General features: G+C 74.2%; 7 protein-coding genes and 2 pseudogenes. 5 read left to right on the plus strand and 4 right to left on the minus strand.

Annotated elements, in window-relative coordinates:
- Window positions 1-13: 13 nt before the first annotated feature.
- From KIT14_18170 to KIT14_18185, 4 genes and pseudogenes are all read left to right on the plus strand, one after another.
- Entirely contained in the window at window positions 14-1,015 is a 1,002-nt protein-coding gene (locus KIT14_18170) for a L,D-transpeptidase family protein (GenBank protein ID MCW5892450.1), read from the plus strand.
- Window positions 1,012-2,961 (plus strand): chloride channel protein, encoded by a 1,950-nt coding sequence (locus KIT14_18175; protein ID MCW5892451.1) that lies wholly within the window; start codon window positions 1,012-1,014, stop codon window positions 2,959-2,961. Before KIT14_18170 ends, KIT14_18175 begins: the two co-directional genes overlap by 4 nt.
- 134 nt (window positions 2,962-3,095) lie before the next feature.
- A pseudogene (locus KIT14_18180) lies at window positions 3,096-3,224 on the plus strand (thrombospondin type 3 repeat-containing protein).
- Window positions 3,225-3,557: 333 nt separating this feature from the next.
- A pseudogene (locus KIT14_18185) lies at window positions 3,558-3,845 on the plus strand (thrombospondin type 3 repeat-containing protein).
- Window positions 3,846-3,977: 132 nt separating this feature from the next.
- Here the strand turns inward: KIT14_18185 and KIT14_18190 are convergent.
- On the minus strand, window positions 3,978-4,742 hold the full coding sequence (locus tag KIT14_18190; protein ID MCW5892452.1) for an enoyl-CoA hydratase/isomerase family protein: 765 nt from the start codon (window positions 4,740-4,742) through the stop codon (window positions 3,978-3,980).
- 124 nt (window positions 4,743-4,866) lie between these two features.
- On the opposite strand from KIT14_18190, the gene KIT14_18195 reads away from it, so the two are divergent.
- Complete coding sequence (locus KIT14_18195; GenBank protein MCW5892453.1) at window positions 4,867-5,499, plus strand: hypothetical protein; 633 nt, start codon at window positions 4,867-4,869, stop codon at window positions 5,497-5,499.
- A 3-nt stretch (window positions 5,500-5,502) separates the two neighbouring features.
- Here KIT14_18195 and KIT14_18200 read toward each other — a convergent pair whose 3' ends face one another.
- The 3 genes from KIT14_18200 to KIT14_18210 all read right to left on the minus strand — a co-directional run bounded on the left by KIT14_18200 (window position 5,503) and on the right by KIT14_18210 (window position 12,640).
- Window positions 5,503-7,569 carry a transglycosylase SLT domain-containing protein gene (locus KIT14_18200; GenBank protein MCW5892454.1) on the minus strand — a complete coding sequence of 689 codons (2,067 nt, stop codon included), beginning with the start codon at window positions 7,567-7,569 and terminating at the stop codon, window positions 5,503-5,505.
- A 254-nt stretch (window positions 7,570-7,823) separates the two neighbouring features.
- Complete coding sequence (locus KIT14_18205; GenBank protein ID MCW5892455.1) at window positions 7,824-9,221, minus strand: secreted hydrolase; 1,398 nt, start codon at window positions 9,219-9,221, stop codon at window positions 7,824-7,826.
- Window positions 9,212-12,640 carry a metallophosphoesterase gene (locus KIT14_18210; protein ID MCW5892456.1) on the minus strand — a complete coding sequence of 1,143 codons (3,429 nt, stop codon included), beginning with the start codon at window positions 12,638-12,640 and terminating at the stop codon, window positions 9,212-9,214. The genes KIT14_18205 and KIT14_18210 overlap by 10 nt, the downstream gene beginning before the upstream one ends.
- Between the last annotated feature and the right edge of the window lie 156 nt (window positions 12,641-12,796).

Raw genomic sequence — 12,796 nt, forward strand, 5'->3', positions numbered from 1 at the left:
GTCTATGCTCCCGGTGCGGGGCGCGGGATGGGTCGTCGTCGGGGTGATGCTGCTCGTCGGGTGCGCGGCCCGGGGGCCGCTGCAGCCGGGCGCGGATCTGCCGCCGTTCACCGAGGCGGCGTTCGCGAGCAAGCCGGGGCGGGTGTTCACCATTCCGACGCCGAAGCCGGGCGAGCCGCCCGCGGTCTCCGTGGTCGGCACGATCACGGCCTACACCGTGCGCGACGGCGACACGCTGCTCGACGTCGCGCGCTGGTACGACCTCGGCCTGAACGAGCTGACCGCGGCGAATCCCGGCGTCGACGTATGGGTGCCGCCCGTCGGCCGCCGGCTCGTCGTGCCGACGTCCTGGGTGCTGCCGTGCTGCACCTACGAGGGCCTCGTCGTGAACATCCCCGAGATGCGCCTCTACTTCTACGAGCAGGCCCCGGGCGATCCGAAGACGACGATCGTGCGCACGTACCCCGTCGGCCTCGGGCGCGACGACCGGCGCACGCCGCGGCGCCCGTTCCGCGTCGTCGGCAAGACCGTGAATCCGACCTGGAACATCCCGCCGCGCATCCGCGCCGACCGCATCCGCGAGAAGGGCGACCGCCGCAGCATGATTCCGGGCGGCCATCCCGACAATCCGCTCGGCCGCTATCGCTTCGACCTCGACATCTCGCCCTACGCGATCCACGGCACGAACATCCCGTGGGGCATCGGCATGCAGGTGAGCAACGGCTGCGCGCGGCTCTATCCCGAGGACGTCGAGCGGCTGTTCCCGCTCGTGCGCATCGGTACGCGCGGGGCGTTCGTCTATCAGCCGGTGAAGGTGGGCCGGCGCGACGGCCGGCTGTGGATCGAGGCGCACGAGGACCTCTACGCGTATCGGCCTGCGCTCCCCGCCGGCGCGAGCGCGTTGCTCCGCCGCGGCGGCCTGCGCGCCGACGCGCCGGCCATCGAGCGCCGCGTACGCGACGCCACCGGCGTCCCCGAGCCCGTCGGCGACGACGCCACGGGGCGCCGCGCGTGAACCTGTCGGGCGCGCGCCCCCTCGTCCTCCTCGCGGTCGTGATCGGCGTCCTGGGGGCGGCGGGCAACGTCGTCTTCCGGCTGGCGATCGAGGGCTTCGGGCTGCTGTTCGGCGCCGTGGCGGCGCCGTTCGGGCATCTGGGCATCCCGTTGGCCCTGCTCGCGGGCGGCGTCGTGCTCCTCGTCCTCGATCGGTTCTTCCCGGGCGAGGTGCTCGGCTACGGCTTTCCGCGCTTCCTCGAGATGCTGCATCTCCAGGGTGCGCGCGTGAAGCGGCGCTGGATCGTGCTGAAGACGCTCGGCACGGGCATCTCGCTCGGCGCCGGCGCCGCGGTCGGTCGCGAGGGGCCGATCGCGCAGATCGGCGGCTCGATCGGCGGCCTCGTCGCGTGGGCGGCGCGGCTCTCGGTCGACGACCGCAAGGTGCTGATCGCGTGCGGCGCTGCGGCCGGCATCGCGGCCACGTTCAACGCGCCGCTGGCGGCCATCCTGTTCGCGCAGGAGATCGTGCTGCTGGGCCAGGCCGAGCTGTCGCACCTGACGCTCGTCGTGGTCGCGGCCGCGACCGCGGTGGCCGCGACGCGGCAGCTCTTCGGCGCCGAGCCGGTCCTCAACGGCACGACGTTCACGTTCGTCAGCTACTGGGAGTGCTTCACGTACGCGGCGATGGGCGTCGGCATGGGGCTCCTCGCGGTCGCGTACATCCGCTCCTTCCACTTCGTCGCCGGCTGGATGCGGCGCCTGCCGGCGGCGCGCTGGGCGGTGCTGCTCGGCGGGCTCCTCGTCGTCGGGCTGATCGACGTCGCCGTGCCGCAGAACCTGGCCGACGGCTATCCGGTCATCAACGAGGCGCTCGCCAGCCAGATCCACTGGGAGTGGGCGCTCGTGCTGATGGCGGCGAAGTTCGTCGGCAGCATCGTGTCGCTCGGCTGCGGCGCGCCCGGCGGCGTGTTCGGGCCCATCTTCTTCATCGGTGCGATGGCGGGGTGCGCGTTCCGCGCGGTCTCGGCACTCGTCCTGCCGACCCTCACCGGGCCGCACGGCTCGTACGCCATGGTCGGCCTCGGCGCGTTCCTCGCGGCGACGACGCACGCGCCGCTCACGGCGATGTTCCTGCTCCTCGAGATGACGCAGAACTACGCCGTGACGGTGCCGGCGCTGCTCGCCGTCGGCGCGGCGCTCGTGGTCTCGCAGCGGCTCGAGCCCGAGTCGATCGACACCTACGGCCTGCACGCCGAGGGCAAGGAGCTGCACGGTGCGACGCTGCCGCAGCTGATGGACCACGTGCCGCTCGGCAGCGGCTATCGTCCCGACGTGCCGCGCGTCGAGGAACGCATGCCGCTGCGCGACATCCTGCGGCTGGTGAGCGAGGGTGCCGGGACCACGCTGCCGGTGGTGGACGCGCAGGGCGAGCTGACCGGCGTCCTCTCGTTCGGGGCGCTGCGCGAGGTGCTGCTCGAGGACAGCCTCGACTCGGTGATCGTCGCCGCCGACCTCGCGAACCCGCACGCGCCGGTGCTGACGCCGGCGTCGAGCCTCGGCGACGCCTTCCGCGAGCTCGAGAGCGCCCGCCTCGACGCGCTGCCGGTCGTCGACCCCGCGCACCCGAAGCGGGTGCTCGGCATGCTGTCGCGCGGCGACCTCATCGCGGCCTACAACCACGCCGTCAGCACGCTCGGCACGCTGCCGCTCGACGCCTGGATCGGCAGCAACGAGTCGCACTGGGCGGGCGGCTATCGCGTCGCCCGCATCGACGTGCCGGCGAGCTGGGTGGGCCGCTCCCTGCGCGACATCGACTGTCGCGGCCGCTACGGCGTCACCGTGCTCGCCGTGCGCACCCCCGTCGGCCACGAGCTGCCCGACCCGGCGCGTCCGCTCGAGGCGGGCGACGAGCTGACCGTCGCCGGCACGGCCGAGAACGTGCGCGCCGTGCGCGCGGTCGGGTAGCGGCTCCCGGCGGTTTCTGCCGGGGACGGGCAATTCCGGCCGGGGCGGCCGCCCCCGCGGTCCCGCCGGCGCGGGCCGGCGTGCCGGCACGCGTCGTGCAGCCGCCGGTCCGCGTGCGCTGGGGTGGTGCGCTGATGGCCCTGCTCGTCCTCGTGGCGAGCGCCGGGGCGGGTGTGGGTCGGGCGGCGGGCAGCGGCGACCTCGACGGCGACGGCGTCGCGGACGGCAGCGACAACTGCCCGGAGGTCGCGAACCCCCAGCAGCTCGACCAGGACGGGGACGGCGTCGGCAACGCCTGCGACACCTGCGTCGCGGTCGCCAACGCCGACGCCCAGGACGAGGACGCGGACGGCGACGGCGTGGGCGACGCCTGCGACGTGTGTGCCGAGACCGAGGCCGACGTCTTCGACGGCGAGGACCGCTTCCGCTACGGCGTCGACGTCGCGGGATGCGCCGTGTCGGACCACTGCCCCTGTGACGTGCGCGCCGACGGCTCGCGCCCCTGGCGCGGCGCCGCCGAGTACCTGCGCTGCGTGCGGGCCACGACCCGCCGCTTCCGCCGGCGCGAGATCATCGACCGCGGCGAGCGCAAGGTGATGCTGTTCTTCGCGCGCCGCTCCGGCTGCGGCGCCCGCAACCGCACCGCGACCGATCGCGACGGCGACGGCATTCCCGACGACGGCGACGAGAGCGGACGCATCGACGACGCCCGCTGCACCGGCGGCGCGGTCACCGCCTGCGACGACAACTGCGTGCGGGTGTGGAACCCGCTGCAGCGCGATCGCGACGGCGACGGCATCGGCGACGCCTGCGATCCGGACGCCGACGGCGACGGCGTCGTCGACACGCGGGACAACTGCCCCAGGGTCGCGAACCCGGATCAGGCCGACACGACCGACGCAGCCCCGGACGGCGTCGGCGACGCCTGCGACAGGTGCCCGGGGACGCCGGCGCGCGCCGACGTCGACACGCGCGGCTGCGCCGACGGCCAGACGCCGGCGCCGCCGCCCGCGTCGTCAGCTCAGCCGATCCCGAGCCGGCGCCGCTGCGCGGCGCGGGCCGCGCGGCTCTCGGCGAGGTCCACCGCCCGCGGCCGCGGCGGCCTCGGCGGGCGTCTCGGCCCGGGTGTGGGCCACGGCGTCGGCCACCAGCGCGGCCTTCGTGTGTGCGTAGGCGTCGCGCGGAAAGGCGCCGAGCCGGCCGGCCCGGCGCAGGACGGTGGCCTCCGCCGTGTCGGCGGGCAGCAGCTCGTCGACGACGCCGAGCCGCAGGGCCTGGCTGGCCGGATAGAGCGCCGCCCCGAGCAGCAGCTCCGCGGCGCGGGCGTGCGGCAGCCGCAGGCGCACGATCTCGAGCGCGACGCGCGGGAACGAGGCGCCGATGGCGAGCTCGTTGAGCCCGACGCGATGGTCGCCCTCGGCGCCCAGGCGATAGTCGCAGGCGAGGACGAGGATCAGGCCGCCGGCGACGGCGTGCCCGTGCAGGAACGCGACCGTGGGCTTCGGGAAGGCGAGCAGCGCGAGGTGGGCGTCGCGGTAGAGCGCGGCCAGGCGCCGGGCGGCGGCGGCGTCCCGCCGCGGCGCCGCGAGGTCGAAGCCGCCGGAGACGAACGCGCCGGCGCCGCGCAGCACCAGCGCGCGGACGGAGTCGTCGGCCGCGGCGGCCTCGAGCGCGGTCTGGAGATCGCCCAGCAGGGTCTCGTCGAGCGCGTTCGCCGGCGGCCGGTCGAGCGTCAGGACGCGGACGCCGCCGGCCTGGTCGTCGGAGCGGACGGTGGGCATGGCGCGGGTGGTAGCGGAGCGGTGCGCGCGTGGTCAATGCGACGCCCGCATCGATTTCGGCGCGGGCCTGCGCTACAAGCCGCGAATGCACGCGCCGGTCGTTGGAATGATGGTGGTGGTCGCCATGCTCGCCGGATGTCAGCGCGCGTCCGCGCCGCGTGCGCGCAGCGCGGCGCCGGCGGCGACGGCCGCGTCGCCGATGGCCGGCACCCCGGTGGTCGCCGTGCTGCCGTTCCGCGTCGGCGGCTCGCTCGACGCCGGGGCGGCCTACAGCGAGCGCGAGGCACCGGCCGATATCCAGCCGGACCTCGGCGAGCAGGTCGCGGCGGACCTCGCCGCGCAGCTCGCCAAGCGCGGCATCGCGGTGGTCGACGCGAGCCGCGTCGCACGCGCCGTGCCGCCGCCGGGCGCCGCGATCTACGACGCCCGCCTGGGCGCGCGCGTCGCGCGCGAGCTCGACGTCCCGTTCGCCGTGATCGGGGCCATCACCCGCTACGTGCAGCGTGAGGGGCCGGCCCTGGGCGCGACGTCGCCGGCGACCGTCTGGTATCAGGCCGTGCTGGTGAACGCCGACGACGCCACGGTGCTCGAGCGCGCGACGTTCGAGCATACGCAGCAGCCTCTCAGCCAGAACCTCCTCGACCTGCCGAAGTTCATCGAGGCCGGCGGGCAGTGGGTGACGCGCGAGCAGATGCTGGCGGAGTCGCTGCCGGACACCGCCGGCAAGCTCGCGCGCGGCATCCGGACGGCGCCGTAGGGCTCAGGAGCCCGACAGCGGCTCGCACAGAACCTGCTCCAGCTCGCGGCCGGCGGCGGTCTCCTGGAACTTCCGCCAGAAGGCGCCGTCGACCTTGCGGTCGCGGTCGCGGACCTTGGCGCGGCGGTAGCGCGTATAGGCGGCGGGACCGCCGTTGTACGCCGAGTAGACCGCCCGCGCCGGGTGGCGATCCGTCGCGTCCATCTCCCGCACGCCGTAGCGCGTGAGGAGCTGGGCCAGGATCTCGGCGCCGGCGCTGGCGTTGTAGACGATGTCCCACTCGAGCTTGCGGACATCGAAGAAGCCGCGCCAGACGCGGCGGTTCACCTGCATGATGCCGACGTCGTCCGTCTCCGAGCGCACGAAGGTGACGCGGCCACCGCGCCGCCAGAACTGGCGCCAGCAGCTCTCCTGCCACGCCGTCGTGCGCACGATGTGGCGGAAGAGCGTGCGGTGGGCGCTGTCGACGCCGCCGCGCTCGCCCGCGTCGCGGGCCGTGAGGTCGAGCAGCTGCGACACCAGGTCACGGTAGCGCGGCTGGTCGAGCGGCTCGGGCACCCACCGGTCGAGCGTGCGGGCGATGTCGGGCAGCGCCGCCGGCGACGGCATCGCCGCCGCCCAGGCCGCGGCGCCGAACGGCCACCAGGAGACGTCGGGCGGCAGCGTCGTCGTGGTCGTCGGCGGCAGGGTCGTCGAGACCGGCGCCGCGGTCGACGTCGTGGTGGGGGCCGGGGTCTCGGCGAGCGTCGTGGTGGCGCCGTCGCCGCCGGCGGTGGTGGTCGTCGCAGCGCCGGCGGCTGGCGTGTCCGTGGCCTCGGGGACGGTGGTCGTCGTGGCGTCGGTGGGCGGCGTCACGGTGTCGTCCGGCGGCAGCTCGCCTTCGGGCGGCGGCTCGCCGACGCCGGGCGGCGACGATTCGGGCTCCACGAAGCCGAATAGCTTGCGCAGCGCGGGATCGGGCGCGTCGCCGAGGGTGAGGGGATCGCCGCGCACGTCGGGCTCGAGGATGCGGGCGAGGCGTCGCAGCCCGTCGGCCGATATCTCGAGGCCGAGGCCCGGGGCGGCGGCGTCCAATGCGGCGAGGGCGTCGCCGGCGGTGAGGAAGGCGAGGTAGCGCAGCGCGTGCGCTTCGAGCCGCCCCGCGAGCGCGGCTTCGCGCACGATGGGCCGCAGGCGGTTCCAGGCGTCGAGGAAGAGGCCGCGCACCGGGTCGGCGCCCGGGAGCGGGCCGACCGCGAGCACGCCGACCAGCTCGTGGCGGCTGCGCATGAGGAGATCGAAGAGGGCGTCGCGCAGCGCCGGGGTGTCGTCGAGCCCGCCCAGGTCCTTCACCACGAAGACGAGGAAGGCGTCCCAACGGTCGAGGGCCTCCTCCCAGCGGGCGCGCTCCTCGGGGCTCAGCGCCGGCTCCGGCGACGGCGGCGCGGGCGCGGCGTCCTCGACGTCGAGCGCCACCTGGACGGCGACGCCTTCGGCCTCGACCCGGACGCCCCGGGGACGCAAGGTGTCGAGCGCGGCGAGGACGGGGGCGGCGCGATCGGCCGGAGCGGATGCGCGGATCAGGGCGCGTGTCTCGGCGATCGGCGGGCCGAGGTCGAAGCGGAAGCGCGCCAGCGCGTCCTCGACGTCGCCCTGGGCGAAGCCCCACAGGCGCCGGCCGACGAAGGTCGAGCGGCCCTCGTGGTCGAGCAGCTCGGTGTGCAGGTCGCCGAGTCGCAGCTGCCAGTCGGCATCGACTCTCGGCGCCCCGGTGGCAACCATGGTTCCCTCCCAGGTGAAGGGCAGGAAGCAGAACGCGGCGAGATCGAGCCCGACCTGGCCCGTGCCGTGCGCGGTGAGGCGCAGCGCGGCGTCGGCGGGCACGAGGCGCAGGTCGTGCAACAGGAGGAAGCGGCAGCCGTCGGCGGCGCCCCAGAGTACCGTCGGACCCCGGCCGAGCCCGACCTCGCGCCGCAGCGCCGCTTCGAGCAGGGGCGCGTCGATCTGCAGCGTGAATGCGACCTCTCGTGCCCGCGCCGGCACCGCGACGAGCAGCGGCACGAGGAGAGCGACAACGGCGGCGCGACGCACGGCCGTCCTCCCTTGCCAGCTCCGCGTCGGCCGCGAAAGCGCCGGCCCTCGTCGCATGGCATTCGCGTGGTGTGGACGCGATTGAATCTTTTGGCGGCCCTGGTCGTCACACCACCGTCCATGTCCGCAGGCGCCGCCGCCCGTCGCGAGTGACCAGTCCGCAGACTCCGACAAACGGCGGGCGGTGGCGCCCCCCCTCTCTTACTGCAAGTGCCCCTCTTCCTCCGGGGCGGGCGCGCTGGGCCGAAGGCGGCTCAGCGCGTTCGCTCTTTCGAGGCCAGGACGAGCCGCAGGTCTTCGACGAGGGGCGACACGCGCGCCGCCGCGGCCTCCGGCAGAGCGTCGACGAGCCCGGGCAGCGAGGCCGCCAGGTGCGCGCTCGCCCCGGCGCGGTCGCCGCGCAGGGCGAGGGCCTCGATCTCCCACGCCCGGTAGGCGATCCGTCGGCGCAGATCGTCCTCGACCGCCGGGAGATGCTCCACGGTGAGCTTCAGCGCCGCCGCGATCTCCCAGGCGCGGCACCAGGGCCGGCTGCGCTCGTCGAAGCCGAAGCCGGAGACGGGGTGCCCGAACGCCGAGCCGCGGATCGACACCGGGCCGGTCCAGTACTCGATCGGCAGCGCGTGCGCGGGCGCCTCGACCAGCGGCGTGCTCTCGACGTCCAGCTCCCACTCGGGCGCGCGCAGGCGGTAGCGCGCCGGAAACCAGCGCGGGCCCTCGGTCAGCATCGACTGGCCACGCACGACGCCCGGGCTGCGGATGAACTCCGGGACGACCAGCTCGATGCGCGTCGTGCTGCGGATCGGATGCTCGGGCCCCGGGCCCTGCGCGGAGATGCCCGTCCAGGGAACGACGGCGTTGCGGGCGTCGCGCTGGTACTGGTGGAAGCAGCTCATGTCCCAGCCGTCGTCCAGCTGGATGACGCGCCACTCGTTGCGGTACCGGCTCGAGTGGCGGTCCTGGTGGACGCTGAAGTCGGACTCGGCCCATTGCCGGTCGATCCAGCCGACGTGGCCCTCGACCTCCTCGGTGTGCTCTCCCCAGGCGAGCCGGCCGCGCATCGCGAGCCCACTCTGGAAGTACGAGTAGGTGACCGGCGCGCCGAGGAACATCATGGCACCGCCCAGCTCGCGTCCGCCGAGCGGCGCCGGCGGGCGGTGGGCGTCGACGTCGAGCTCGAGGTGCATGCGCGCGCCGTGGTGGTCGACGCCGGGCAGATCGACCCGCCATGCGAACGGCAGCAGCGCACCCGCGGCGTCGCGCCGGTTCTGCCAGCGCGCCGTGCCGAACGGCGCCTCGTAGGCGACGTCCATTGCGTCGCCGGCGGCGCGGAACTTGAAGCCACGCCGCACGCGCGGCGGACGCGGAAAGTCGGAATCGGTGCAGGTGCCGTAGCGCGCGCGGTCGAGGTCGTAGAGCGCGAGCGTGTAGAAGCTGGCGCGGAAGCGCTTTCCGAGCACGCGCGCGTTCATGAAGATGAACATGAACGCGAAGCGCCGGCCGCTGGAGCGCCCGGTGAGGAAGCCGTCGATGAAGTAGGTCGAGACCCCGAGGTCGTCCCGGCGGCCGTCGACCGCCGGGAACGTGAACCACGCCGGGTCGCCCCAGTCGGGGATGTACGGGTACTGCCTCCAGCTCCCCGTCAACGGCACTTGAGCGTCGTGCCGACGAGCGCGCAGCTCGGGGCCGGCGGCGGGCCGGGGAAGATCGCGTCCGCGCACTGGCCGGTCGTGGCCTGCGGCGCGTCGAGGATCATCGTGGCCGTGAGCGGCAGGCCGCCGAGGCCGATCGGATAGGTGCCCGCCTTGCCGCTGATGCCGAAGCGCCACTGGCCGACGGTCGGCGTGCGCTTCAGCGTGACCTTGCCGATGCCGCTCACGAACGGCACCACCTTGCCGGTGTTCTTGTAGGTGAACGACGTGCCGGTGGTGTTGCGCGTCCAGCCGGCGCGCGCCGCGGTGGAGTAGGCGCCGCCCGGGACGAGCGCGTCGAGCACGACGGTGCCGGTCGCGCCGGTGACCAGGAGACGCACGCCCTTGGCGATCGGATCGACCGTGGGCGACGTCGGGATCGTGAGGCTTCCGGTGAACTTGATGCGGTCGTCGCCGGCGACGCCGCCGAGCTTCTGCATGGTGAGCTTGGCCTGGACGACGAAGCGCGGTCCGAGGTTGGTGCAGGGATCGCAGGCGTCGCCGAGGCCGTCGCCGTCGCCGTCGGCCTGGGTCGGATCGGGGATGGTCGGGCAGACGTCCAGGGCGTCGCAGACGCCGTCGCCGTCGCTGTCGGCCTGGAGCTGATCCGGCGGGCACACCCCGCTCGTGCCGTCGCAGCTCTCGGCGACGTCGCACGGTCCGCTGGACGGGCGGCACGAGGTGCCCGCTGGCTTCACGGCGTCGGCCGGACAGGCCGGCGAGACGCCGTCGCAGGCGTCGGGCTCGTCGCACACGCCGGCCACCACGCGGCACACCGCGCCGGCGCTCTGGAGCACGTCGGGCGGGCAGCCGTCGGCGACGCCGTCGCAGACCTCGGCGATGTCGCATGCGCCCGCGGCGGCGCGGCAGGTGCCCGTCGACTTGGCGTCGGGCGGGCAGGTGTTCGCGATGCCGTTGCAGACCTCGGCGAGGTCGCAGACGCCGGCGGCGGCGCGGCACTCGGCGGTCGACTTCTGGTCGGCCGGGCAGACGGCCGACGAGCCGGTGCAGCTCTCGGCGAGGTCGCAGACGCCGGCCGCCGGGCGGCAGGGCGTGGTCGGCGGCAGGAAGACGTCGGTCGGGCAGGCGGCGGACGAGCCGGTGCAGGTCTCGGCGACGTCGCAGACGCCGGCCGCCGCGCGGCACGGCGTGGACGGCAGCTGGAAGGCGTCGGCGGGACAGGTGTTCGAGACGCCGTCGCACGACTCCGGCAGGTCGCACGGCCCGGCGACCGGCCGGCATACCGACGTCGACTTCAGGTCGGCAGGACAGTCGTTGCCGACGCCGTCGCACGTCTCCGGCGCGTCGCAGTCGCCGGCGGCGCCGCGGCAGACGGCCGTCGACTTGGCGTCGGCGGGACACGCCACCCCGGTGCCGGTGCAGTGCTCGACGGCGTCGCAGATGCCCGCGGCCGCGCGGCAGGGGACGCTCGGCGGCTGGAACGCGTCGGCCGGGCAGGCCGCGCCGACGCCGGTGCAGGTCTCGGCGACGTCACAGACGCCGGCGCTGCCGCGGCACTCGACCGACGCGGGCAGGAAGACGTCGGCCGGACAGTCGTTGCCGACGCCGTCGCACGACTCCGCGACGTCGCAGACGCCCGCCGCCGCCCGGCAGGGCGCGGTGGACTTGAGGTCGGCGGGGCAGTGGACGCCGACGCCGTCGCAGGTCTCGGCCGGGTCGCAGACGCCGGCGGACGGGCGGCACGGCGTCGCCGGCGGCGCGACCTGATCGGCGGGGCAGTCGTTGGAGACGCCGTTGCAGCTCTCGACGACGTCGCAGGTGCCGGCGAGGCCGCGGCACGGCGCGGTCGACTTGAGATCGGGCGGACAGGTGGCGCTGCTGCCCGTGCACGTCTCGGCGAGGTCGCAGGCCCCGGCGCTGGCGCGGCAGCTGGTCCCGGCCGGGGCGAAGCCGTTCGCCGGGCAGGCGCCGTCGACGCCGTTGCAGGTCTCGGCCTGGTCGCAGATGCCCGCCGAGGCGCGGCAGGTCGTGCCGGCGGCGACGAGCACGCAGCCGGCGGTGCAGCACGAGCCGGCGGTGCCGTTGGCGGCGCCCTGATCGCACTGCTCGCCGGCGCCGAGGTCGAGGACGCCGTCGCCGCACGAGTTCTTCTCGATGGTGAAGGTGTCGAAGACGTTGCCGTTGCGGTCGATGGCCTGGCCGGTGAGGACCTCGTCGTTGGTGATCGTGATCTTGGTCCACGAGAAGCGGTTGTAGCTGCAGAACGTGGTGCCCGACGGTCCGCCGGGGCAGTCGTTGTCGAGCCAGTAGCAGACCTCGCCGCTGCGGCGCGGGAGGCCGCCGTTGATCGAGGCCGCGCCGTCGAGGGTCGCGCCGCCGCCGCCGGTCATGATGTGCCAGATGCCGAGGCCGTCGCTGCCGGGCGAGCCGTCGAGGAGGTATTCGTCCATGTACTTCGAGCGCTCGTAGATGTGGTCGTGGCCGGTGAAGACCACGTCGACGCCGTACTGCTCGAACAGCGGCTGCCAGTTGTCGCGGATGTTCTTGTAGCTGCCGAACGAGAACAGCCCGCTCGCGCAGCTGTAGTGGGGGTGATGGAAGAAGACGAAGGTCCAGCGCCGCGTGTTGGTGGCGAGGTCGGTCTGGAGCCAGGCACGCTGGGTGGCGTCGAGCGGCGCGTTGGAGTCGAGCACGACGAAGTGGGCGTCGCCGTGATCGAACGAGTAGTAGCGCTCCGCCTGTCCCGCGGGCGCGTTCCGCGGGTGCTTGAACATCTTGATCTCGACCGAGTTCTGCCAGTTGCCGGCGCCGACCGAGTTGAGGTCGTGATTGCCGAGCGAGGGGAAGAACAGCATCCGCTTCAGCGGATTCTTGTAGGCGGCGAGGGCGTTGCTGTCCCAGTCGGACTGCGTGCCGTTCTGGTAGGCGTTGTCGCCGACGGTGAAGAGCATCGGCGGGTCGGCGGCGTCGATGCGGGCGGCGATGTCGCTGTAGGCGCTGCTGCCCTGGCCCCAGTCGCCGAGGACGCCGAAGACGAGCGGGGTGGGGTCGCTCGCCAGCTTCATGGTGACGAACGAGGAGGTGGGCATCACCTCGACGCCGTTCGTGACCAGTCGGTAGTAGTAGCGCGTGCCCGGCTGGAGGCCCGTCAGCCCGACCGAGTGGCAGGTGCCGGCGTTGCCGATCTCGCAGCTTCCCACCTGGCCGATGGTGACGCTCTGGCCGAGGGCCGGCGTGAGACCGTAGTCGACGGTCGAGTTGCCGGCCACGTTCGTCCACCACTGGATGTTGATCGTGGACGGCAGGGCGTCGGGGTTCTCGACGAACGGGCCGCGCGTCAGCGTCTGGGCGGCGGCGGGCGTCGCGGCGAGCACCGCGAGCAGGGCGAGCAGCGAGCGAAAGCGCGAACGAACGACCATGTCCCCCCCATGGGCGTCGCGTCGGACGCGGCGCCGCGGGCGGGAGCTTACGCACAAGGTCCCGCTGCGGCGCAAGGAAAGACTGCCGGGCGGGCGCTCGATCAGATCTGGATCACGCTGCCGGCGAAGCGCGTGAGCGTTCAGCACCATGCCGCC

It is taken from the genome of bacterium (assembly GCA_026129405.1).
GTDB lineage: Bacteria > Desulfobacterota > Binatia > DP-6 > DP-6 > JAHCID01.

Bases quoted from the DNA above. Each gene is read 5' to 3' on its own strand.
- KIT14_18190 (MCW5892452.1), bottom strand. From the start codon at position 4,742: ATGCCCACCGTCCGCTCCGACGACCAGGCCGGCGGCGTCCGCGTCCTG.
- KIT14_18195 (MCW5892453.1), top strand. From the start codon at position 4,867: ATGCTCGCCGGATGTCAGCGCGCGTCCGCGCCGCGTGCGCGCAGCGCG.
- KIT14_18210 (MCW5892456.1), bottom strand. From the start codon at position 12,640: ATGGTCGTTCGTTCGCGCTTTCGCTCGCTGCTCGCCCTGCTCGCGGTG.